We start from the raw sequence: 22,440 nt of genomic DNA, 5'->3' as shown, positions 1-22,440 counted from the left end.
CATGGCTGGCGGAGATTCGATCGCAAAGGAAACACCGGCGCTTTCGCTGCATCAGCGTATTCTGGACGATATCGAATCGCGCATTCTGTCGGGGGAGTGGCTGCCCGGCCATCGCATCCCGTTCGAGCATGAACTGACGGAACAGTACGGCTGTTCGCGCATGACCGTGAACAAGGCGCTGACCCAGCTTGCCAAGGCGGGCCTGATCGAGCGCAAGCGCCGGTCGGGAAGCTTCGTCTCCTTTCCGCAGTCGCAGGCGGCAATCCTCGAAATCCACGATATTCGCGATGAGGTGGCGGCGCTTGGCGTCGCCTATCGGTTCGAACTGACGAGCCGGCGCGAGCGGTTGAGCGGGCCAGCCGACGCAAGGCATATCGATATGCCGCGCCATACGCCGCTGGTGGAACTTGTCTGCCGTCACTTTGCGGGCAAGCGCGTCTTTGCCCTGGAGGAGCGCATCATCAGTCTGGATGCGGTTCCAACGGCGGCGTCAACAGACTTTGCCGAAAATTCGCCCGGCCCCTGGCTGGTTTCATGCGTTCCGTGGAGCAGCGCAAAACACTCCATCCGCGCAATTGCCGCCACGCAGGAAAATGCGGGCATGCTCGGTATTCCGCTGGGTTCGCCCTGTCTGGTGATCGAACGCCAGACGTGGAACGCTGACCAGCCGGTGACGCATGTTCGCTTTACCTATCCCGGAGACAGCCATGCGCTGGTGGCGAACTTCACGCCCTCGCAGGGATAAGTGGAGTGGAAAAAAGCCGCCGCAGGGGAACAGCGGCGGCTAAAAGGCAGCATGACCTGGGTGTTGGTCAGGCTGCGCGTTTGATGGCGTCGCCGATGATGGAAACGATCGTGTCGATCTGTTCCTTTTCCACGATCAGCGGCGGCGAAAGGGCAATCACATCGCCGGTGACACGGATCAGCAGGCCCTTCTTGAAGCAATCCACGAAGACGTCATAGGCGCGGGCACCCGGTGCACCTTCGCGCGATGAAAGCTCGATGGCGCCGACCAGACCGAGGTTGCGGATGTCGATGACGTTCGAAGCGCCCTTGAGCGAGTGCAACGCTTCCTGCCAGTGGTCGGCAAGCTGCGCACCGCGGGTCAGGAGACCCTCTTCGGCATAGACTTCCAGCGTGGCGAGACCGGCAGCGGAGGCGACCGGATGGCCGGAATAGGTATAGCCGTGGAAAAGCTCGATGGCGTTTTCCGGACCGGTCATCAGGCCATCGTGCACCTTGCGGCCGGCGAAGACCGCGCCCATCGGGATGGCGCCATTGGTAAGGCCCTTGGCGGTGGTCACGAGGTCAGGCACAACGCCGAAATAATCGACGGCAAACGGCGTGCCGAGGCGGCCGAAACCGGTGATGACTTCGTCGAAGATCAGCAGGATGCCGTGCTTGTCAGCCGTGGCGCGCAGGCGCTCCAGATAGCCCTTCGGCGGCAGGATGACGCCAGCCGAACCGGACATCGGTTCAACGATGACGGCAGCGATCTTTTCCGCGCCATGCAGCTGCACCAGGCGTTCCAGATCATCCGCCAGTTCGATGCCATGCGCAGGCAGGCCCTTGGAGAAGGCGTTCTTCTCGATGTCGAGCGTGTGGCGCAGGTGATCGGCGGGAATCTGCGGGAAGACGCGGCGGTTATTGACGAGGCCGCCGACGGAAATGCCGCCGAAACCGACGCCGTGATAGCCCTTTTCGCGACCCAGAACCATGGTGCGGGTGCCCTGTCCGATGGCGCGCTGATAGGCGATGGCGATCTTCAGTGCGGTGTCGACCGATTCCGAGCCGGAATTGGTGAAGAACACGCGGTCGAGCTTCGCATCCGGTCCGCCGGGCGCAATGGCGGCTAGCTTTTCGGCAAAGTCGAAGGCGACGTTGTGGCCCATCTGGAACGTGGGCGCGAAATCCATGGTGGAAATCTGGCGTTCGACCGCTTCGGTAATGCGCTTGCGGCCATGACCGGCGTTGCAGCACCACAGACCTGCCGTGCCGTCCAGAACCTGATTGCCGTCGGTGTCGGTGTAGTACATGCCCGAAGCACTTGCGAGCAGGCGAGGCGCTGCCTTGAACTGCCGGTTTGCGGTAAACGGCATCCAGAAATTCTCAAGGCTTGGCGCGTTGGTTTTGGTGAGCATGGTGTCCTCCTGTTTGGGGGTAGCAGGACATGCTTTGCGAAGGGCAACAAGTCCTTTTCTTCAGGATATTAAGCTATTGTTTTCATGTGGGATAATTATCGGGTTTGTGCTATATCGAACATCATAAACATGAAGGGAAGGTTCGATGAGCATCGATATCGGCGGGAGGCTTCGTTATGTGCGCATGCGGCAGAATCTGTCACAGCGCGAGCTTGCCAAAAGGGCAGGCGTGACCAATTCGACCATCTCCCTCATCGAAGCCAATCAGTCCAACCCGTCGGTCGGCGCATTGAAGCGCATTCTCGACGGAATTCCCATCGGCATGGCCGAGTTTTTCGCGCTCGAACCGGATGCGCCGCACAAGGTATTCTATCAGGCGGAGGAGCTTGTGGAAATCGGCAAGGGGCCGATCTCCTACCGGCAGGTGGGGGACCACCTATTTTCACGTTCGCTGCAGATGCTGAAGGAGCGGTACGAGCCCGGTTCCGACACGGGCAAAGTGCTTTTGATGCACGAGGGCGAGGAGGGAGGCATCGTCATTTCAGGCCGCATTGAAGTGACGGTTGGAGCCGAACGCCGCATATTGGGGCCGGGCGATGCCTATTATTTTTCCTCGAAGCTGCCGCACCGGTTTCGTTGCGTTGGCCCGGTGCCGTGTGAAATCGTCAGCGCCTGCACGCCGCCAAGTTTTTAGTCAGAGGGAGGCAAACGGTATAACTTCCAGTTAACCATCGGAAGGTTGCCGACATCCTTCGAGCCAGACGTCGCCATGGCTTTTGGCTGCACACTTGCCTGCTACGAGACGTTCTATTCGTCCGACACGCTCATCGAGAGCAGTGTCTTTCTCGCTCAGTTTATACAACGCCGGTGAGATGAGAACGGCAACCAGCCGCATGAATTCCAGGTTGTTCAATTCGGCAGGTGCTCGCCCATAAATCAGGGAACTGGCATTATTGAAACCAGTCATCCATCCTTGAGGACCTTCACCCATTTCCAGAGTATCGAGCCACAGGGCAAGGATTTGTTCCTTTGAAAGTCGGCTTTCGAGGCCCAATGCATAACCGGTTTGCCGAATCTTGCCGAGGCCGGGATGAAATTCTTTGAAAGCAAGGCGTTTGGATGCCGATTGGGTGATTGTCGTCGCGCCTGCTCCGGGCGTGGAAAAATCAACGCCAATGTGGTTGGCGAAATTGGGGTCTTCTACAGCAAGCAATATCGCCAGATGTTCCCCACCGAGCGAGTTTCCTCCCTGTCCCCGGACTATTAATGCATCGGCGCGTTGACGTAATTCCGGCGCATCCGACAGAGCGTCCAAGTATCCTTTTCCACCGTACAGAACACCTGCAACAACTATCAGACCCAGAAAAAGGCCAGTGAACTTATACACTCGTCTCATGCAAGTTTCCCGACCAGAATCAACGCGGCAAGATCGCATCCAATGAGACACGGGATTGCAGCAGAATTTGGGTTCAGGAAGTTTTGGTGCCGTGCGAAATCGTCAGCGCCTGCACGCCGCCAAGTTTTTGACGGCGCACAGGCATTTTCTTATTCGTAGCGGGAAATGCCAAGGTCGTCCGCCCGGATATCCGGCTTGTTGCCGGAAATAAGGTCGGCGAGCAGCTTGCCGGAACCGCACGACATGGTCCAGCCAAGCGTTCCATGACCGGCATTGATGAACACGTTGTCATAGCGCGTTGCACCGATGATCGGCGTGGAATCCGGTGTCATCGGGCGCAGGCCCGACCAGAAGGTTGCAGCTTTCAGGTCGCCGCCGGGGAACAGGTCGGTGACCGACAGATCCAGCGTTGCGCGGCGCGCGGCAGGCAGATCCTTGGTGAAGCCCGACACTTCCGCCATGCCGCCGACACGGATGCGGTCGCCGAGGCGGGTAATGGCGATCTTGTAGCTCTCATCGAGTACGGTCGAAACCGGGGCGCGTTCTTCATTGATGATCGGCGCAGTAATCGAATAGCCTTTCACCGGATAGATCGGGGCGTTGAGGCCGAGCGACTTGACCAGTGCAGGCGTGTAGCTGCCAAGCGCAACCACATAGCGGTCGGCAGTCAGAATGCCTTGCGAAGTCTCGACGCCGGAAACCTTGCCGCCCGACATCAGCAGTGACTTGATGTTGACGCCGAAGCGGAATTTCACGCCAAGCCCTTCGGCAATCTTTGCCAGCGCATTGGTGAATTTGAAGCAGTCGCCGGTTTCGTCATGCGGCAGGCGCAGGCCACCGACGAACTTGTCCTTCGCATGCGCAAGCGCCGGTTCCACCTTGACGCAGCCTTCGCGGTCGAGCACTTCGAACGGCACGCCATCCTGGCGCAGCACTTCAATGTCCTTGCCGATGCCGTCAAGCTGGTACTGTTCGCGGAACAGCTGGAGCGTACCCTGCATGCGCTGGTCGTATTCGATGCCTGTATCCTTGCGCAGATCGACAAGGCAATCGCGCGCATATTCGGCCACGCGCACCATGCGGGTCTTGTTGATCTTGTAGCGGCTGTCGGTGCAGTTGGCGAGCATCTGCAGGAGCCAGCTGTACTGGACCGGATCGCAGGTCGGGCGCAGAACGAGCGGCGCGTGCTTCTGGAACAGCCATTTCGCGGCCTTGAACGGGATGCCGGGAGCAGCCCAGGGCGAGGCGTAGCCGGGCGAAACCTGGCCGGCATTGGCAAAACTCGTTTCCAGTGCCGGGCCTTCTTCGCGGTCGACAACGGTTACCTCATGACCGAGCTTGGCGAGGTAGTAAGCGGTCGTAACGCCGATGACGCCGCTGCCGAGGATGGTGATCTGCATGTTCGCCTCTTGTCTTATGCTTTTATGTCGCTCGCGCCGCTCTCCACGTAGACACGTGCATAACGGTTGCCGAGCGCAGTCAGAATTTCATAGGGAATGGTGTCGCAGTCGCGTGCCACGTCTTCGAGACGCTGGTGCGGACCAATCAGTTCCACAAGGCTGCCGAGTTTCAGCGTGCCTTCCGGCAATGCGCTGACGTCGAGCGTGATCGAGTCCATCGAGACGCGACCGATGATCGGCAGGCGCGTATCGCCAAAGAAGGCAGAACCCTTGTTGCTGAGAGAGCGGAACCAGCCATCGGCATAGCCCACCGCAATGGTCGCGACCCGCGTCGGGCCTTCAGCGACATAGGTGCCGCCATAGCCAACCGCCGCTCCCTTGTCGATATCGCGCACCTGAATGACACGTGCCGACAGGGTGAGGACAGGAACGACCTCATTTTCGGGCCCAACGCCATAAAGCGCAACGCCGGGGCGGGCGAGGTCGAAATGATAGGATTTATCAAGAAAGCTGCCGCCGGAATTGGCGAAGGCAACCGGAAGTTTCGGCAGTCGCACAAGCAGGGCCGTCATATTGGCAAGCTGGCGCGCGTTTGCCGCATTTTCTGGCTCGTCGCCGCTGGCCAGATGGCTGATGACAAACTTGATATCGATATTGTCCAGAAGCGCGAAATTTTCCAGAAGGCGCTCGAATTCACTGGCGGAGAGGCCAAGACGCGACATGCCGGTATCGAGTTGCAGAAGGGCAGGCAGCTTTCTGCCCTGTCTGGCGGCGAGTGCCCCCCAGTTTTCGATCTGTTCGAGTGAGTTCAGCACCGGCAGGATGCCGTCGCGAGCGCAGGCTTCTTCCGTTCCCGGCTGAAGACCGTTCAGAACGTAAAGTGTCGCATCGGGCTGGAGAAACGGCTTCAGCGCAATGGCCTCGCCAAGATGGGCGACGAAGAAATCACGGCAACCGGCATCGTAAAAGGCCGGGGCAACGCGGCTGGCTCCGAGGCCGTAGGCATCCGCCTTCACGACAGCAGCGGCGCGCGTGGGCGCGATATGACGGGCAATGGCCGAATAATTGTGCCGCAGCGCCGCAAGATCGATTGTCAAGACGCCGCCGGCGGCAAGGTCACGCTCGTCCTGTGAAAATTGCATCGCCATATCAACCATTTACGCGGTTCTTTCCAAGCCTCCGACTACTCAATGAGAACGCCTGAAAGCCGCTGACGATATGGATCGCGCGCCGCCCAGAGCGTATAAAGCCCCGGCGGAGAAACCCGGCCGCTCCTCACACCCACAGCTTGCTCATATATTAATCGAAGACTATTCGAATGTTTTTGCTATTTATCGCATATTATGCGAATTTCCGCACAACTTGCGCATATTTTAGCTTTTCGGTTGAAGATTATTCATGGCAACGCTCGACAGTATAGACCGCAACATCATCCGTTGCCTGCGCCGTGACGGGCGCATGACCAACAGCCAGCTGGCCAGCGAGGTGGGGCTTTCCCAGTCCGCCTGTCTGCGACGGGTGCAGATATTGGAGGAAAGCGGCGTTATCCGTGGCTATACGGCCATCGTCGGCTCATCCGGTGGCGATGAGCGGCTGGTCGCCATCGTGCGCATTACGCTCGACCGGCAGACGGAGGAATTTCTGAACCGTTTCGAGGAAGCGGTGCGGCGGCATCCCGAAGTGCAGGAGTGCTATCTCATGACGGGTGATGCAGATTACATTCTGCGCGTCGAAGCTGAAAATGCTGCGGCCTATGAGGTCATTCACAAGGAAATCCTGTCGCGATTGCCCGGTGTCGCGCGCATTCATTCCAGTTTCGCCATCCGCACGGTGCTATTGTCGAAAGCGCCGGTTTCACGCGGCTGAAATGAAGAAAGCCCGGCTGAACCGGGCTTTGCTATTCACGTGAGCACGATGCTTAACGGAATTCGTAACGCAGACCGGCGCGGATCGTGTGCATGTTGAAGCCGTTGTCCTTGGCCTGCGTTCCGGTGGCGCCCGGTCCTTCGGCGCTGCCGTAAGGGTTGGTGTTGCGGTCGTCCGCATCGTATCCATAGGCCTTGCCGCCATTGATACGCATATAGCGATAGCCAACATCCAGCTTGAGCTGTTCGGTCAGGTCATAGCTGACGCCGGCCATGAGAGCCATTGCAAAACGCCAGCTGTCCAGTCCGCCCTTTTCGCTGGAATAGGTGCAGCCAGCGCAGACTTCATGGGATTTCCAGTCGTCATATCTGACATAGGCAGCACCAAGACCCGCGCCGAGATAAGGCGTGACAGGGCCGGTACGCGGCAGGTCGACATAGGCATTGGCCATGGCCGTCCAGATATTGGCCGTGGACGAATCCTCGTAGTTGCAATTGTCCTCGACCGGATTGAGCCCCTTCCCGGACTTCACATAGCTCGGACAGGGGGTGCGCCCGTTGATGCCTGCGCGGAAGTAGTCCAGCGTGGCATCGGCGCGGAATGTGTCGGTGAAGCGATAGCCGACACCCACGCCATAGGTTGCGCCTGCCTTGAGGTTGAAATCGTCGTAACGCAGCGTGTCGTCAATGCCGCGATAGGGTGGATCGAACTGGTTCCAGAAGTTCCACTCGCCGCCCGTGCTGGATTTGAAATTGTAACCGAGGTCGCCACGGATATACCAGCCGGAGGCATTGACCTGTTCCGGCATTGGCTCAATAACAGGCTCTGCAATTATATCAGCGGCAAAGGCCGCACTCGATCCCGCCATCAGACTGACAGCCACGATGGCAATGGCGGAAATGCACTTCATCGGTTCCCACTCCAAATCCGAACAGAAAATCGGCTCACAAGCCGCATTGCCGGATATGGTAAAGAGATATGTTTAACACTTGGTTATTAAGTAACCCTGCGGTGTATTTTCTACTAGAATTCGCGTCTGGCGCGATATTGTATAAGTAATAGCTAAAGTATAGGAGCCGGCACGGGGCCGGCTCCAAACATCGTCAAAAGTTAATGGAATGGATGATCGACTTGTCGATCTCGTTGACGTCGCGCTTACCGCAGAGCGCCATCGTGACATCCAGCTCCTTGCGGATGATCTCAAGCGCCAGCGTTACGCCGTCCTTGCCCATCGCGCCGAGGCCGTAGAGGAACGGGCGGCCGATGAAGACACCCTGCGCGCCTAGCGCGCGGGCTTTCAGCACATCCTGGCCGGAACGAATGCCGCCATCGACATGAACTTCGATCGCGTCGCCGACAGCATCAACGATCGGCTGCAGCATGGAGATTGAAGATGGCGCGCCGTCGAGCTGGCGTCCGCCATGGTTCGACACGATGATAGCATCTGCACCGGACTTCGCCGCCATTCTTGCGTCTTCGGCGTCGAGAATGCCCTTGAGGATGAGCTTGCCGCCCCATTGCTCCTTGATCCACGCAACGTCGTTCCAGTTGAGCTGTGGGTCGAACTGCTCCGCGGTCCAGGAGGAGAGCGAGGAAAGGTCGGTGACGTTCTTGGCGTGACCGGCGATGTTGCGGAAGGTGCGGCGCTGGGTGCCCATCATGCCAAGGCACCAGCCCGGACGGGTCGCCATCTGCCAGATATGCTTCGGCGTAAATTTCGGCGGGGCGGAAAGGCCGTTGCGGATATCCTTGTGGCGCTGGCCCAGAATCTGGAGATCGAGCGTCAGCACCAATGCAGAGCAGCCCGCAGCCTTGGCGCGGCCGATCAGGTTCTTCACGAAGTCGCGGTCCTTCATCACATAGAGCTGGAACCAGAACGGCTTCTTGGTAACCGAAGCAACGTCTTCAATGGAGCAGATGCTCATGGTCGAAAGGGTGAAGGGAACGCCGAAGGCTTCGGCTGCCTGCGCTGCCAGCATTTCGCCGTCAGCGTGCTGCATGCCGGTCAGGCCCGTTGGGGCGAGAGCCACCGGCATGGACACTTTTTCACCGATCATCGTCGTTTCCAGCGAGCGGTTTGTCATGTCGACGAGAACGCGCTGGCGCAATTTGATCTTCTTGAAGTCGTCCTCGTTTGCGCGGTAGGTCGACTCGGTCCAGGCGCCAGAATCCGCGTAATCAAAGAACATCTTGGGGACGCGGCGCTGGGCAAGCCGCTTCAGATCGGCGATTTCAACGATGTTGGGCATCTATCCCACCCCTTGTGGTAATTTTTCTTGACCAATCGCATGACGGATCGCGCGGCTGAAATCAAGTACGAACAAGTATCGAATAACAATTGCCTCGCGGTTAATTGAAGGACCGGCTAATTCCTCTTATGGTAATGCCACACGCCCAAGGCAACTTCCTGCCGATCAGAGAAGGCGTTCCTGCAACTGAGCCCGCAATCGGGTTAGAGGGTAACGGATGAGCAAGGCCACCAAAACCGGTTTCATCGGCAAGCGATCCGCTGCTGCGGGTGGATGGGGCGCATTGAAAAGCTGCGGCAAGCAATTGCTCGCCAGCGGCGCTCCACTCTCAGGCGCACGCACGCTTCTCAAGGCAAACCAGCCTGACGGGTTCGATTGCCCCGGTTGCGCCTGGGGCGATCCGGAACATGGCTCTTCGTTTGAGTTTTGCGAGAACGGCGTGAAGGCTGTCGCCTGGGAGGCGACCGACCGGCGCACGACACCGGCCTTTTTCCGCGAACACACGGTTTCCAAGCTTCGTAGCTGGACGGATTACGATCTGGAAAATACCGGTCGCCTGACCCATCCGATGCGTTACAACGCTTCGACCGATCAATATGAAGCCATCGAATGGGACGAGGCTTTCAAGACCATCGGCGATATTCTCAAGAGCTTCGACAGTCCGAACCGCGTCGAGTTCTATACGTCCGGCCGTGCTTCCAACGAGGCTGCGTTCCTCTATCAATTGTTCGTGCGCGCCTACGGCACCAATAATTTCCCCGACTGCTCCAATATGTGCCACGAGGCAAGCGGTGTGGCGCTGAAGCAGTCGGTCGGTGTCGGCAAGGGCACGGTGCTTCTGGAAGATTTCGAAATGGCAGACGCCATTTTCGTCGTCGGTCAGAATCCGGGCACCAATCATCCGCGCATGCTGGGCGATCTGCGCCGTGCGGCTGAACGCGGCGCGCGCATTGTCGTTTTCAATCCGATCCGTGAACGCGGGCTGGAGCGGTTTGCCGATCCGCAGAACAAGCTTGAAATGCTGCATGGCGGCAGCGAAGCCATAGCAAGCGATTATTTCCAGCCGCGTCTTGGCGGCGACCTCGCCGCTTTCCGCGGTATGGCCAAGGCGGTTTTCGCGGCAGACGATGCAGCGCTCGCCGCAGGCAAGCCATCGATTCTCGACAGGGCCTTTCTCAGCACGCATACGGCGGAACTGGAAGCCTATCGTGCGGCTGTCGACGCCACCTCATGGGAGGAGATCGAGGATCAGTCCGGTCTTCTGCGGCAGTCGCTCGAACGCGCGGCGCAGATCTACATGCAATCCGAACGGGTCATCTGCACCTGGGCGATGGGCATCACCCAGCACCGCCATTCGGTTATCACGATCCGGGAAATCACCAATTTCATGCTGCTGCGCGGCAATATCGGCAGGCCGGGCGCGGGCCTCTGTCCGGTGCGCGGCCACTCCAACGTGCAGGGCGACCGCACCGTTGGCATCAACGAGCGGCCTCCGGTCGCGTTTCTCGATGCGCTGGAAAAGGAGTTCGGCTTCAACGTTCCGCGCGAGCCGGGGCATAATGTTCTGGGTGCCATCGGCGCGATGCTCGACGGATCGGCTCAGGCCTTTATCGGCCTTGGCGGCAATTTTGCACGGGCGACGCCGGACAGCCCGCTCATCTCGAAAGCGCTCTCCAGCCAGCGCATGACGGTCCATATCGCAACCAAGCTCAATCATTCGCATCTGGTGCCGGGGCAGGATTCCTTCATCCTGCCGTGCCTCGGACGCACTGAAATCGATCTCAACTCCAAGGGTGTTGCGCAGATCGTGACGGTGGAGGATTCCATGAGCATGGTGCACGGCTCGGGCGGCATCAATGCGCCTGCATCTGCTCATCTGCGCTCGGAAGTGGCGATCATTGCAGGCATGGCTCAGGCGACGCTTGGGCCGCAGCCGGTCAATTGGCTGGAACTTGCCGACGATTATGATCTCATCCGCGACCGTATTGCCCGCGTATTGCCAGACTTTTACGACTTCAACAAGCGCGTGCGGGTACCGCGCGGCTTCCATTTGCGCAACTCCGCCCGGGAACTGGAATGGAACACGACGAAGGGCAAGGCCACGTTTTGGGCCGGCGCCCTGCCGGAATCCGTGGAGCACCAGCAAGCGCGCGGCACGCCCGGACGCTATGTATTGCAGACATTCCGCAGCCACGACCAGTATAACACCACCATCTACGGCATGGATGATCGCTATCGCGGTGTCTATGGCGAACGGCAGGTCGTCTTCATGAATGCCGACGACATGGCCGATCTCGGCGTCGAGGCCGGCGACCGGGCTGATATTATTGGCGAGTTCGATGACGGCGTGGAGCGGATTGCACGCGATTTCCGCTTCGTGCCCTACGATATTCCGCGCGGCTGCATTGCAGGCTACTACCCGGAAATGAACGTGCTGGTGCCGCTCGCCAGTTCCGGTGATGAAAGCTACACGCCGACCTCAAAGTCGGTGATTGTTTCGTTCCGTCCCCTGAAGTCGGCTGCCGCATGATGGATGAGAGCGAGGCGGAATATATGGCGTTCGTCGATGCTCTTATGGCTGCGTCCGGCAATCTTACCACGCTCGGTGCCGGGATTGTGGCTGGGCTGGCGCTGGATATCGCCTCAGACAGCCGAACCTTTGCGCGGTTGCTGGGCGTTGCCCATGCTCTCGTGCTCCGGGAAATTTCAGTGCTCGGGCAGGACCATGGTTATGTGCGGATCAGGCAGCGCGATCCGCGCACGCAGCGCACACGTTATGAATTGAACGCTGCCGGGCAAAGGCTTGTCCGGGAGGTGCAAGGGTAGGAGGCAATCGCCGGTATTCCCGGAACATTTCTTCAAACTCTGCTCGTACCTACATTTTTACTTATAAATTTTCTGATGAAAGGCAAAAGCCGCCCAATTGTTTGGTGTAAACATTTCCGAAGAGATTTTGACAGCGAGAAATATGAAACCATATCTTTTACGACGCCGCTTTCGCGTGCGTGGCTTTCGTTGCACTCTCAAACGAACCGAACCAGCGAGATTCGTGTAAATGGCAGTAAATTCATTTGTTTACGGTTTGCGGAATAGAGGAGGGCGCGTTGTGAACCGGCACGTTTTTCCCCGTTTCGGGATGGCCGCCATAATTCTTGCCTGCATGGGGCTGCTTGTGCCGGGCGCAACGTTTCAGGCGCGGGCGGATGAACTCAATGTCGTCCCGGTGGCGGCGGTCAAAGCGGTCGCCAGTGATTATCAGCCAAAGCTGACATTATCCGGGTCGATAGCGGCGCGATCGCTTGTCAATGTATCGTTCCGGCTGAACGGTCAGGTCGTTCAGCGTCTGGTCGAAGTCGGCCAGCATGTGGAAAAGGGACAGCCCCTCGCCAGTATCGACGATGTCGAACAGCAGGCTAATCTGCGCGTTGCGCAAGCCTCCAAGGATGCCGCGCAGGCGCAGCTGGTGCAGGCGGAAGCCAACTTTGCGCGACAGAAGGCCTTGCTGTCGCAAGGGTTTACGACGCGCAGCACCTATGATCAGGCAACCCAGAACCTTCAGACGACGCAAAGCGCCCTTGCCAGTGCGGAAAGCCAGCTCAACAACGCGCGCGACGAACTGTCCTACACCGAGTTGCAGGCGCCTGTTTCAGGCGTGATCACTGCGCGCAATGTAGAGGCCGGTCAGGTGGTGCAGGCGGCGCAGACGGCGTTTTCGATTGCCGAGGACGGTCCGCGCGATGCGGTCTTCGACGTGCAGGAAACGCTGGTCAACCATGCCAAGATCGGGATGGGTGTAACGATCTCCCTTCTCTCCGATGCTTCGATAAGCGCCGAAGGAAAGATCCGCGAAATTTCGCCGGTGGTCGATGCGCAGACCGGCACTGTGCGGGTCAAGGTCGGGATAGCTCAAACCCCGCACCAGATGGCGCTGGGCGCCACGGTGACGGGCACGGTTCATATGGAAAGTGTGAAGGTCGTCGTTCTGCCATGGAGCGCGATGACTTCGGATGCCGGACGCACGGCTGTCTGGAGGCTCTCCAAGGATTCGAAAGTGGCAACGCTGGTCCCGATCAAAGTGCTCGCCTACGAAAAAGGCCGGTTACTCGTTGAGAGCGGGCTACAGGAAGGCGAGCTGATCGTCACCAAGGGCGCGCAGATGCTGCGCTCCGGCGAACCGGCCGAGATCATGCCGGAACAGGAAGGGCTCGTTGCACAATGAAAACGGCAATCCAGTTTCCCACGATCCGCGCGGCGGGTTATGTCGCCCTGCTTGGCGCGGCGGTTCTGCTTAGCGCCTGTGGCAAGGAAGAAGACAAGCAGGCGGATTCGGACGTCGCGCGTCCGGTTCTTTACATGGTGGTCGAGCCCAAGCCTGTAACGCAGACGGGCTTTGCCGGTACGATCGAGCCTCGTTATTCCACCGATCTTGCCTTTCGTGTGCTGGGCCGGATCATCAATCGGCCTGTTCAGGTGGGCGATCTTGTAAAGAAGGACGAGATGGTGGCCATGCTCGATCCTGCCAATCTCGATCTTGCCGTCCAGTCCGCACGGGCCGATCTGGCGAGCGCGGAAGCACAGTTTGCCAACGCCTCGGCAAGCGAGGAGCGCCAGCGTATCCTGCTGAAGGGCAATAATGTTTCCCAGGCCGATTATGATGCGGCAAGGCAGGCGCGGGACAGCGCTCACGCAGGGCTCGAGAAGGCCCGGGCGGGTCTGAAAAAGGCGCAGGATCAGCGCAGCTATGCCGTGTTGCGCCCGGATTACGATGGCGTCATTTCCGCAACGAGCGCCGAAGTGGGGCAGGTCGTCGCCGCGGGACAAACCGTGATGACGGTCGCACGTCCGGATGTTCGAGAAGCGGTCCTCGATATTCCCGACAGCATGACGCAATATTTTGAAAGGGACACGCCATTCAATGTGCAGCTTCAGGCCGACCCGACTGTCACCGGAAAGGGGACCGTGCGTGAGGTCGCCCCGCAGGCGGACGCCCAGACGCGCACGCGGCGCGTGCGCATTGCCCTCGACAATCCGCCCGACGGCTTTCGCCTCGGCGCGACGATCCGGGCGGCGATGGCTGCACCCGAACAGAACCTGGTAACGATCCCGATCCAATCCTTGCACGAAGAAAACGGCAAGACCGGAATCTGGGTCATCGACCCCAGCAAACAGACGGTTTCCCTTCACGACGTGCAGGTTATCGAGCGGCGCGGCGGCAGTTTTGTCGCCGAGGGTGTCGATATCGGAAGCTACGTTGCGATTGCCGGTGTGAATGAGTTGAAGGAAGGACAGAAAGTCCGCCTGGACGCGAAAGGAACGGGTCTGTGAAGAAAGGATTCAATCTGTCTGACTGGGCTCTGAACCATCGGTCCCTGGTCTGGTACTTCATGCTCGTCTTTCTAGTCGCGGGCTTTATTTCCTATATCGATCTCGGCCGGGAGGAAGACCCGGAATTTACCGTCAAGACGATGGTCGTGCAGGCCAACTGGCCCGGAGCCTCCGTTGAGGAAACGCTCAATCAGGTTACGGACCGGCTGGAAAAGAAGCTAGAGGAACTCGATACGCTCGACTATACCCGCAGCATAACGACGGCGGGTAAATCGGTCGTTTTCGTATTTTTGAAAGATACCGCGCGCGCCGAACAGGTCAAAAAATCATGGACCGAGGTGCGTCACTTTCTGAACGACATTCAGAACACGCTGCCTCAAGGCGTTCTCGGGCCATATTTCAACGACCAGTTCGGCGATGTTTACGGCAATGTCTTTGCCTTCACGTCGGATGGTCTTTCGATGCGGCAGCTGCGGGACTATGCCGAAAGCACGCGGGCGAAAATTCTCACCTTGCCGAATGCAGGCAAGGTCGAGCTGATCGGCGCGCAGGACGAGGCGATCTATCTGGAATTCTCCACACGTCAGGTTGCGGCGCTCGGACTGGACCAGCAGGCAATCCTGCAAGCGTTGCAGGACCAGAACGCCATCACGCCTTCCGGTGTCGTGGAAGCCGGTCCGGAACGCATCAGCGTGCGTGTCAGCGGGCAATTCACGTCGGAAGCCGACCTGCGCGCGGTGAATTTGCGCGTCAATGATCGCTTCTTCCGCCTTTCCGATGTGGCGACCATCACGCGTGGCTATGTCGATCCGCCGACATCGATTTTCCGGGTGAACGGGCTGGACGCCATCGGCCTTGGCATCGGCATGAAGCCGAACGGCAATCTGCTGGAATTTGGTGCGGCGCTTGACAAGATGATGAGCCAGGTGACGCAGGAACTTCCCGTTGGCGTGAATGTCTTCAAGGTCGCGGATCAGCCCGAAGTCGTCAAGGATGCGGTTTCCGGCTTTACCAGAGCGCTGTTCGAGGCTGTCGTCATCGTTCTGGCGGTGAGCTTCGTCAGCCTGGGCGTTCGAGCGGGCTTTGTCGTTTCGCTGTCGATCCCGCTGGTGCTGGCGATCACCTTCCTGGCAATGTCGCTGCTGGATATTTCGCTGCAGCGCGTGTCACTCGGTGCGCTGATCATTGCGCTCGGCCTTCTGGTCGATGATGCGATGATCGCGGTGGAAATGATGGTCGCGCGGCTGGAGGCAGGCGATCCGATCAACAAGGCGGCGACCTACGTTTATACCAGTACAGCTTTCCCGATGCTCACGGGCACGCTTGTGACCATTGCCGGCTTCATACCGATCGGGCTCAATAGCAGCCAGGCCGGTGAGTACACGTTCACATTGTTCGTGGTGATTGCGGTTTCGCTGATTGTCTCGTGGATCGTGGCAGTGCTGTTTGCGCCTTTGCTGGGGGTCACCTTCCTGCCGAAGAAAATGAAGGCGCATGAAGAAAAGCGAAGCCGCTTCTTCGAAATATTCTCGCAGGTCCTGCTCGCGGCCATGCGGCATAAATGGATCACGATCATCGCGACCATCGCACTTTTTGCCGTGTCGGTTTTCGGGATGGGCTTCATCGAACGGCAGTTCTTCCCGCAGTCGGACCGCCCGGAACTGGTGCTCGACTGGACGCTGCCGCAGAACAGTTCCATCACCGACACCAGAGCGCAGATGGAAAAGTTCGAAGCGACGATGCTCAGGGATAATCCCGATGTGGATCACTGGAGCACCTATATCGGGCAAGGGGCTATCCGCTTCATCCTATCCTTCGATGTGCAGCCGGCGAACCCCTATTTCGGGCAGATGGTCGTCGTTGCCAAGGACATTGAAGCGCGCGACAGGCTCCGCGACAAGTTCAACGAGGTGCTGCGCAAGGACTATGTCGGTACGGACGTCTATGTGAAATATCTGGAGCTTGGACCGCCGGTAGGGCGTCCGGTGCAGTATCGCATTTCGGGACCGGACATCCAGAAGCTGCGGGGTGTCGCGCAGGATTTTGCCGGTATCCTGAGTGCGGACAAGCGGCTCGGCGTCGTCAACTACAACTGGAACGAGCCTGGCCGGGTCATTCGCGTCGATGTGATGCAGGACAAGGCGAGAAAGCTCGGCATTTCGTCGAAGGATATTGCAACGACCCTCAACGGTATCGTTGGCGGGATCACGATCACGCAGGTGCGGGATTCCATCTACCTGATCAACGTGATCGCACGGGCGCAGAAGCAGGAACGGGATTCGATCGATACGCTCCAGAGCCTCCAGATCGCAACCGGCAACGGGACTTCGGTGCCCTTGGCGGCGATTGCGAATTTCCGGTATGAGCTGGAGCAGCCGGTTATCTATCGTCGGTCGCGTATTCCCACCATCACGGTTGCCGCCGGCATCATCGACAAGACGATGCCTGATACGATCGTCAAGGATCTGGAACCAGCCATCAAGACCTTCGCCGACAAGCTGCCAGCGGGATATGATGTCCAGACGGCAGGTACGGTGGAGGAAAGCGGCAAGAGCCAGGGACCAATTGCGGCGGTCGTTCCGCTGATGCTGTTCGTCATGGCAACCGTCCTGATGATCCAGTTGCAGAGCTTTCAGCGGCTGTTCCTTGTGGTGGCTGTGGCACCGCTCGGGTTGATCGGCGTCGTTGCCGCTTTGCTGCCAAGCGGCAAGCCGCTCGGTTTCGTGGCGATCCTCGGCGTGTTGGCGCTGGTCGGCATTCTCATCCGGAACTCGGTCATCCTCATCGTGCAGATCGAGGAGCATATCATCGAGGGCATGCACCCATGGGATGCAGTGACACAGGCGAGCCAGCACCGAATGCGCCCCATTGCCCTGACGGCGGCGGCAGCAAGCCTGGCGCTGATCCCCATCGCGCGTGAAGTGTTCTGGGGACCGATGGCCTATGCCATGATGGGTGGCATCATCGCTGGCACGGCAATCACGCTCCTCTTCCTGCCCGCTCTCTATGTCGCCTGGTTCCGGATCAAGGAGCCGGAACGCAACGGCGATGCGCCACCAGCCGAGGCACATACTGCTTCGCCATCGCACTAACAGAAAAGCCCGGTTACGACCGGGCTTTTTTCATGAGATTGTCACTTGCCATTGGTTCTATATAGGTTCTATTATGTAAGTTATGAATAGAACCACATTGATCACGGCGATTGAAGAGCGCGGCCTGCATGATCCGCAGCTTACGGGACCGCTTTACCGGAACCTCGCACGCATTCTCGGTGAGTTGATCGAGGAAGGGGAGCTTGCGCCCGCCGTCGGGTTACCGCCGGAGCGCGATCTGGCGGAGCAGCTTGGCGTCGGCCGTATCACCGTTCGCAATGCCTATAAGGAATTGCTGACACAGGGCGTGGTGGAAGCGCGGCGCGGCAGCGGCACCTTCGTCGCGGAGCGCCCGGCACGCATCAGCCAGCATCTGTGGCGCCTGACTTCGTTTTCCGAGGACATGCTGTCGCGCGGCAAGGAGCCGGGCGCGCGCGTCGTCACCAACAAGGTCGACAGGCCATCGCCGGACGAAGCTTTCCGGCTGGGGGTCGGTGTCGATACGACCGTGGTGCGGCTTGACCGCCTGCGTCTCGCCGACGGAGTGCCGATGGCTTTTGAACGCGCGGTGGTTCCACGCCATTTTCTGGATCAGGACCGCGTCGATGAAACCTCGCTTTATGGCGCTCTGGCGCGGCGCGGCCACAAGCCGGTACGCGCCTTGCAACGCCTGACGGCGGTCACGCTCGATCCCGGCATAGCCCGCCTGCTTGGCGTGCATCGGGGCGCGCCCGCACTGCTTATCGAGCGCGTCTCGCATCTCGAAGACGACCGGATCGTCGAATATACCCGTTCGCATTATCGCGCCGATGCCTATGACTTCGTCGCGGAACTGAAAATTGGAGAATGACCATGAACAGCCCTTCCTCCCTGATGCTGCAGGAAACCGAACAGTCGCCAGCCGTCGTCGCCGGTCTGCTTGAGAAGGAGGCAGGCACGTTCGCGGAAATCGCGCGCATCTTCCAGAAGAGCGAACCTGCCGTCATCACCACCGCCGCACGCGGTTCGTCCGACCACGCGGCAACATTCTTCAAATATCTGATGGAAATCACGATGGGCATTCCCGTCGCGTCCATCGGGCCATCGGTGGCATCGGTCTATGGTTCCAAGCTGAAGCTCAAGAACGGCCTGCATTTCACCGTTTCGCAATCGGGTGCCAGCCCCGATATTGTTGCGGCGCAGGAAGCCGCCAAAAAAGGTGGTGCAACGACAATCGCCGTCGTGAACGTCGTCGATAGTCCGCTTGGTAACGCTGCCGACGTCGTGCTGGCGCTCCATGCCGCTGAAGAAAAAAGCGTTGCCGCAACCAAGTCGTTCATCGCCGCGGTCGCCGCGCTTTCGGGCGTCGTTGCTTCGGCCAGCGGTGACGCAAGCCTGCAAGCCGGACTGCAACGCCTGCCGGACGCGCTTGCTGCAACACGGCCCGATGGCCGCGAGGCAGTAGAAAACCTTCTGTTCAATGCGCGTTCGCTTTATACCGGCGGTCGCGGCACGGCCTTTGCGATTGCACTCGAAGCTGCGCTGAAGGCAAAGGAAACCGCGAATATCCATGCCGAAGCTTTCTCTCTGGCCGAACTGATGCATGGTCCGATGCGTCTGGTGGAGGAGGGCTTCCCGATCGTTTCCTTCCTGCCACGCGACGAAGCCTTTGACACCAACATGCAGGCGCTCAAGCGGCTGCACTCGTTCGGGGCGAGCATCGTATCGCTATCCGATGCGGAAACGCCGGGCTTCCGGTTGCCATCGGCGAGCACGGGTAACGCGCATCTCGATCCGCTGGTTTCCCTCATCAATTATTACCGCGTCATTGAAGCGGTCACGCGCCGCAAGGGGTTCGATCCTGACAAGCCGCGCAATCTCAACAAGGTTACGGTGACGGTATGACGAAAAAATCAGCAATAGCAGGGGCGCGTGTCTTCGACGGCGAGCGCTTTCACGATCAGAGCGCGCTGGTGTTCGGCGATGGCCGGATCGAAGCCATTGTGCCGGAAGCATCGCTCGGCGAGGCCCATGAGGTCGAGCGTCTGAATGGCGGCATTCTGGCTCCCGGCTTCATCGATGCGCAGGTGAATGGCGGCGGCGGGCGCATGCTGAACGATCAGCCAACGCCCGAAACCATGTTCACGATTGCCAAGGGGCATCGCAAATATGGAACGACGAGCCTTTTGCCCACGCTGATTACCGATACGACGCCGGTTCGCGACCGCGCCATCGAAGCGGCGATTGAAGCGGTCAAGGCGGACAAGGGCGTTGCCGGCCTGCATCTTGAGGGGCCGCATCTGGCGCCTGCACGGAAAGGCGCGCATCTGGCGGAACTGATGCGTCCCGTCAATGATGCCGATATTGCGCTCTATATCCATACGGCAAAGCAGATCGGCACCTTGCTTGTCACGCTTGCTGCCGAGCAGGTTACGCCGGACCAGGTGCGCCGGTTAAGCGATGGCGGTGTCGTCGTCAGCATCGGCCACAGCGACACTACAGCGGAAGAGGCGTTCAAGCGCTTCGATGCCGGTGCGCGCAGTGTCACCCATCTTTTTAACGCCATGAGCCAGATCGGTCACCGGGCGCCGGGGCTTGCAGGCGCGGCGCTCGATCATCCCGACATCTGGTGCGGCATCGTTGCCGATGGCCACCATGTCGATCCGATGGCGCTGCGGCTTGCGCTCAGGGCAAAGCGCGGCGACGCGCATCTGTTTTTCGTGACGGATGCCATGGCTCTGGTGGGTTCGGACTCTGAAAGCTTCGAAATCAACGGGCGCGCCGTCCGTCGTGTGCCGGGCGGCATCTGCTCCAAGCTCGTGCTGGCGGATGGCACCATTGCCGGTTCGGATCTCGACATGGCGTCGGCTGTTCGTTTCGGCGTGGCCGAGCTGGAACTCACGCTGGCCGAGGCGCTGCGCATGGCGAGCCACTATCCCGCGCGCTATCTGCGTCTTGATGATCGCGGTACATTCCGACCCGGCATGCGAATGGATGCGGTCCATCTTGATGACGGATTGTTTGCGAAAGCCACGTGGCTTTCGGGTGAAAAGCAGATCGCGGGGTAAGGCCGATGACCGAAATCACCGATCGTTATTTCAATGATCTGATCGCCCGGCTCTCCGGCCTGCGCGATCGCCTTGCCGACCCGATGGCCAAGGCGGCTGAACTCATCGCCGCTGCGGCCAAGGCGGATCGGCGCGTTTATGTGTTCGGCACCGGCCATTCGCATATGATGGCAGAAGAACTGCATTATCGTGCAGGCGGACTGGCAATCACCGTGCCCATTCTTTGCGGGGCGATCATGCTGCAGGACGGGGCAGTGGCAAGCTCGCATTTCGAGCGGATCGAAGGAGCGGTGCTGCCAATTCTCGAACGCTATGGCATTCGTGAAGGCGACGTGCTGATCGTCGTGTCGAATTCCGGCGTCAATGCCGCTCCCATCGAGGCAGCACGTTTTGCGCGTGAGAAGGGCGCTGCCGTTATTGCGGTCACCTCCGTCACCTATTCCAACGCCATCGCCAAGGGGTGCACGCAATTGCTTTCTCTGGCCGATGTCGTTCTGGACAATGACGCGCCTGCGGGGGATGCGGTGCTGGAAGTGGAAGGCAGTGCGCTGAAAGTCGGCCCGGTTTCAACCGCGCTTGGCGTGACCATTCTCAATGCCGTTTTTGCCGATGTGGCGGCAAGGCTGGTGGGCGAGGGCGACGCCCCGATTTATCTCAGCGCCAACATGCCGGGCTCGGGCGATGTGAACCGCTCGCTGGTTGCCCGCTATCGTAATCGCAACCCGCATCTTTGATGCTGGTCCGCATCCCGGAACGCGGGATGCGGCTCGAAACAAAATTGGACAATCTTTCTTCCAAAGTCGCTTGATAGCGCAATCCCGTCAGTGCATTACGCATTCTGGCATGGCCGGGGCCGCTTCGTGGATTAGGTTCGCGATGTGGTCGCCCTGGCTTGCGCCTTCGAAAATTTGAGGAAGTCCGATGCATAATTTCGTCCTGACCGTCACCTGCAAGTCCACCCGTGGTATCGTTGCCGCGATTTCGGGTTATCTTGCCGGCAAGGGTTGCAACATCATCGATAGCGCCCAGTTCGACGATCTGGACACCGGTCGCTTCTTCATGCGCGTCAGCTTTATTTCCGAAGAAGGCGTAGCGCTCGACGTGCTGCGTGAGGGCTTTGCGTCCGTGGCGGCACCTTTCGACATGAATTTCGAGTTCCATGACAATGCCCACCGCACCAAGACATTGCTGATGGTTTCGCGTTTCGGCCATTGCCTGAACGATCTTCTCTATCGCTGGAAGATCGGCGCACTGCCGATCGATATTGTCGGCGTGGTCTCCAACCATTTCGATTATCAGAAGGTTGTCGTCAATCACGACATTCCGTTCCATCACATCGCCGTAACCAAGGCCAACAAGCCGGAAGCCGAGCAGCGCCTTCTGGATATCGTGGAAGATACAGGCACCGAACTGGTGGTGCTTGCGCGTTACATGCAGGTTCTGTCCGACCAGCTTTGCCAGAAGATGTCGGGCCGGATCATCAATATCCACCACTCGTTCCTGCCGTCCTTCAAGGGCGCAAATCCTTACAAGCAGGCTTATGAGCGTGGCGTGAAGCTGATTGGCGCGACCGCGCATTATGTGACGGCTGATCTTGATGAAGGCCCGATCATCGAGCAGGATGTGGCGCGCATCACGCACGCACAGAGCGCCGCCGACTATGTGTCGATTGGCCGTGACGTGGAAGCGCAGGTTCTGGCGCGAGCCGTTCACGCGCATATCCATCACCGCTCATTCCTCAACGGCAATCGCACAGTTGTATTCCCTGCTTCTCCCGGTTCCTTCGCCTCCGAACGCATGGGCTGATATTGCGGTTCTGACGGCGTGTCTTTTTTGCGCATGATCCCAAAAAGTCTGCAACTTTTTGGGATCATGCGTTTGCGCTTCCGGCGCTCACGTACTCAAGTACGCTGCGCGCCGGTTC

19 protein-coding genes are annotated in these 22,440 nt (G+C 59.2%); 13 read left to right on the top strand and 6 right to left on the bottom strand.

The genetic code is table 11. The features are described 5' to 3' along the window. The first annotated feature begins 1 nt into the window (after position 1). Positions 2 to 745, top strand: a complete 744-nt coding sequence (gene hutC / locus ACOWVS_RS17265; protein ID WP_006467494.1) for a histidine utilization repressor — start codon at positions 2 to 4, stop codon at positions 743 to 745. A gap of 67 nt (positions 746 to 812) precedes the next feature. Here hutC and ACOWVS_RS17260 read toward each other — a convergent pair whose 3' ends face one another. Further along, positions 813 to 2,141 (bottom strand): aspartate aminotransferase family protein, encoded by a 1,329-nt coding sequence (locus ACOWVS_RS17260; RefSeq protein WP_063620660.1) that lies wholly within the window; start codon positions 2,139 to 2,141, stop codon positions 813 to 815. A 145-nt stretch (positions 2,142 to 2,286) separates the two neighbouring features. Here ACOWVS_RS17260 and ACOWVS_RS17255 point away from each other — a divergent pair, with 145 nt between their 5' ends. Beyond that, complete coding sequence (locus tag ACOWVS_RS17255) at positions 2,287 to 2,835, top strand: cupin domain-containing protein (protein WP_006467492.1); 549 nt, start codon at positions 2,287 to 2,289, stop codon at positions 2,833 to 2,835. A gap of 30 nt (positions 2,836 to 2,865) precedes the next feature. On the opposite strand, the gene ACOWVS_RS17250 is transcribed toward ACOWVS_RS17255, so the two are convergent. The 3 genes from ACOWVS_RS17250 to alr form a co-directional block, all read right to left on the bottom strand. Further along, entirely contained in the window at positions 2,866 to 3,456 is a 591-nt protein-coding gene (locus ACOWVS_RS17250) for a transglycosylase domain-containing protein (RefSeq protein WP_245670661.1), read from the bottom strand. 230 nt (positions 3,457 to 3,686) lie between these two features. Continuing rightward, complete coding sequence (locus ACOWVS_RS17245; RefSeq protein ID WP_006467491.1) at positions 3,687 to 4,937, bottom strand: D-amino acid dehydrogenase; 1,251 nt, start codon at positions 4,935 to 4,937, stop codon at positions 3,687 to 3,689. A gap of 14 nt (positions 4,938 to 4,951) precedes the next feature. After that, entirely contained in the window at positions 4,952 to 6,094 is a 1,143-nt protein-coding gene (alr, locus tag ACOWVS_RS17240) for an alanine racemase (RefSeq protein WP_063620662.1), read from the bottom strand. A 241-nt stretch (positions 6,095 to 6,335) separates the two neighbouring features. On the opposite strand from alr, the gene ACOWVS_RS17235 reads away from it, so the two are divergent. Further along, entirely contained in the window at positions 6,336 to 6,803 is a 468-nt protein-coding gene (locus ACOWVS_RS17235; protein WP_021587044.1) for an Lrp/AsnC family transcriptional regulator, read from the top strand. 52 nt (positions 6,804 to 6,855) lie between these two features. On the opposite strand, the gene ACOWVS_RS17230 is transcribed toward ACOWVS_RS17235, so the two are convergent. Next, positions 6,856 to 7,713: an outer membrane protein gene (locus tag ACOWVS_RS17230; RefSeq protein WP_063620663.1), complete on the bottom strand. Its 858-nt coding sequence runs from the start codon at positions 7,711 to 7,713 to the stop codon at positions 6,856 to 6,858. Positions 7,714 to 7,906: 193 nt separating this feature from the next. Then, the gene (locus ACOWVS_RS17225) at positions 7,907 to 9,052 is read right to left on the bottom strand and encodes an alpha-hydroxy acid oxidase (protein ID WP_063620664.1); all 1,146 of its coding nucleotides are present in this window, start codon (positions 9,050 to 9,052) and stop codon (positions 7,907 to 7,909) included. Positions 9,053 to 9,269: 217 nt separating this feature from the next. Between ACOWVS_RS17225 and ACOWVS_RS17220 the strand changes: the two genes are divergently transcribed. From ACOWVS_RS17220 to purU, 10 genes are all read left to right on the top strand, one after another. Then, complete coding sequence (locus ACOWVS_RS17220) at positions 9,270 to 11,582, top strand: FdhF/YdeP family oxidoreductase (protein ID WP_063620665.1); 2,313 nt, start codon at positions 9,270 to 9,272, stop codon at positions 11,580 to 11,582. Next, entirely contained in the window at positions 11,579 to 11,878 is a 300-nt protein-coding gene (locus ACOWVS_RS17215) for a hypothetical protein (protein ID WP_063620666.1), read from the top strand. Before ACOWVS_RS17220 ends, ACOWVS_RS17215 begins: the two co-directional genes overlap by 4 nt. Before the next feature lie 229 nt (positions 11,879 to 12,107). Then, the gene (locus tag ACOWVS_RS17210) at positions 12,108 to 13,271 is read left to right on the top strand and encodes an efflux RND transporter periplasmic adaptor subunit (protein WP_063620667.1); all 1,164 of its coding nucleotides are present in this window, start codon (positions 12,108 to 12,110) and stop codon (positions 13,269 to 13,271) included. Then, positions 13,268 to 14,377, top strand: a complete 1,110-nt coding sequence (locus ACOWVS_RS17205; RefSeq protein ID WP_063620668.1) for an efflux RND transporter periplasmic adaptor subunit — start codon at positions 13,268 to 13,270, stop codon at positions 14,375 to 14,377. Before ACOWVS_RS17210 ends, ACOWVS_RS17205 begins: the two co-directional genes overlap by 4 nt. After that, entirely contained in the window at positions 14,374 to 17,469 is a 3,096-nt protein-coding gene (locus ACOWVS_RS17200; RefSeq protein ID WP_075042085.1) for an efflux RND transporter permease subunit, read from the top strand. The genes ACOWVS_RS17205 and ACOWVS_RS17200 overlap by 4 nt, the downstream gene beginning before the upstream one ends. Positions 17,470 to 17,551: 82 nt before the next feature. Then, positions 17,552 to 18,319, top strand: coding sequence for a GntR family transcriptional regulator (locus ACOWVS_RS17195; RefSeq protein ID WP_006467481.1), 768 nt, complete (start codon positions 17,552 to 17,554; stop codon positions 18,317 to 18,319). Positions 18,320 to 18,321: 2 nt separating this feature from the next. Further along, positions 18,322 to 19,353, top strand: coding sequence for an SIS domain-containing protein (locus ACOWVS_RS17190; protein ID WP_025090564.1), 1,032 nt, complete (start codon positions 18,322 to 18,324; stop codon positions 19,351 to 19,353). Continuing rightward, positions 19,350 to 20,516: an N-acetylglucosamine-6-phosphate deacetylase gene (gene nagA / locus ACOWVS_RS17185; RefSeq protein WP_025090563.1), complete on the top strand. Its 1,167-nt coding sequence runs from the start codon at positions 19,350 to 19,352 to the stop codon at positions 20,514 to 20,516. The genes ACOWVS_RS17190 and nagA overlap by 4 nt, the downstream gene beginning before the upstream one ends. A gap of 5 nt (positions 20,517 to 20,521) precedes the next feature. After that, the gene (locus ACOWVS_RS17180; protein ID WP_025090562.1) at positions 20,522 to 21,250 is read left to right on the top strand and encodes an SIS domain-containing protein; all 729 of its coding nucleotides are present in this window, start codon (positions 20,522 to 20,524) and stop codon (positions 21,248 to 21,250) included. A 187-nt stretch (positions 21,251 to 21,437) separates the two neighbouring features. Then, entirely contained in the window at positions 21,438 to 22,322 is an 885-nt protein-coding gene (gene purU / locus ACOWVS_RS17175; protein WP_006467477.1) for a formyltetrahydrofolate deformylase, read from the top strand. The last annotated feature ends 118 nt before the right edge of the window (positions 22,323 to 22,440 follow it).

Origin of the sequence: Brucella sp. IR068 (assembly GCF_049065885.1) — a bacterium.
Lineage (GTDB): Bacteria > Pseudomonadota > Alphaproteobacteria > Rhizobiales > Rhizobiaceae > Brucella > Brucella intermedia.
Note: the sequence above shows the minus strand (reverse complement) of the source record. Positions and strands in the feature narration are given on the sequence as shown.

Coding starts and splice junctions, on each gene's coding strand:
- ACOWVS_RS17215 (WP_063620666.1), top strand. CDS start 11,579: ATGATGGATGAGAGCGAGGCGGAATATATGGCGTTCGTCGATGCTCTT.
- ACOWVS_RS17235 (WP_021587044.1), top strand. CDS start 6,336: ATGGCAACGCTCGACAGTATAGACCGCAACATCATCCGTTGCCTGCGC.
- ACOWVS_RS17195 (WP_006467481.1), top strand. CDS start 17,552: ATGAATAGAACCACATTGATCACGGCGATTGAAGAGCGCGGCCTGCAT.
- ACOWVS_RS17205 (WP_063620668.1), top strand. CDS start 13,268: ATGAAAACGGCAATCCAGTTTCCCACGATCCGCGCGGCGGGTTATGTC.
- ACOWVS_RS17180 (WP_025090562.1), top strand. CDS start 20,522: ATGACCGAAATCACCGATCGTTATTTCAATGATCTGATCGCCCGGCTC.
- ACOWVS_RS17225 (WP_063620664.1), bottom strand. CDS start 9,052: ATGCCCAACATCGTTGAAATCGCCGATCTGAAGCGGCTTGCCCAGCGC.
- ACOWVS_RS17245 (WP_006467491.1), bottom strand. CDS start 4,937: ATGCAGATCACCATCCTCGGCAGCGGCGTCATCGGCGTTACGACCGCT.
- ACOWVS_RS17190 (WP_025090564.1), top strand. CDS start 18,322: ATGAACAGCCCTTCCTCCCTGATGCTGCAGGAAACCGAACAGTCGCCA.
- ACOWVS_RS17260 (WP_063620660.1), bottom strand. CDS start 2,141: ATGCTCACCAAAACCAACGCGCCAAGCCTTGAGAATTTCTGGATGCCG.
- ACOWVS_RS17255 (WP_006467492.1), top strand. CDS start 2,287: ATGAGCATCGATATCGGCGGGAGGCTTCGTTATGTGCGCATGCGGCAG.
- ACOWVS_RS17230 (WP_063620663.1), bottom strand. CDS start 7,713: ATGAAGTGCATTTCCGCCATTGCCATCGTGGCTGTCAGTCTGATGGCG.
- ACOWVS_RS17210 (WP_063620667.1), top strand. CDS start 12,108: ATGGCAGTAAATTCATTTGTTTACGGTTTGCGGAATAGAGGAGGGCGC.
- alr (WP_063620662.1), bottom strand. CDS start 6,094: ATGGTTGATATGGCGATGCAATTTTCACAGGACGAGCGTGACCTTGCC.
- purU (WP_006467477.1), top strand. CDS start 21,438: ATGCATAATTTCGTCCTGACCGTCACCTGCAAGTCCACCCGTGGTATC.
- nagA (WP_025090563.1), top strand. CDS start 19,350: ATGACGAAAAAATCAGCAATAGCAGGGGCGCGTGTCTTCGACGGCGAG.
- ACOWVS_RS17220 (WP_063620665.1), top strand. CDS start 9,270: ATGAGCAAGGCCACCAAAACCGGTTTCATCGGCAAGCGATCCGCTGCT.
- hutC (WP_006467494.1), top strand. CDS start 2: ATGGCTGGCGGAGATTCGATCGCAAAGGAAACACCGGCGCTTTCGCTG.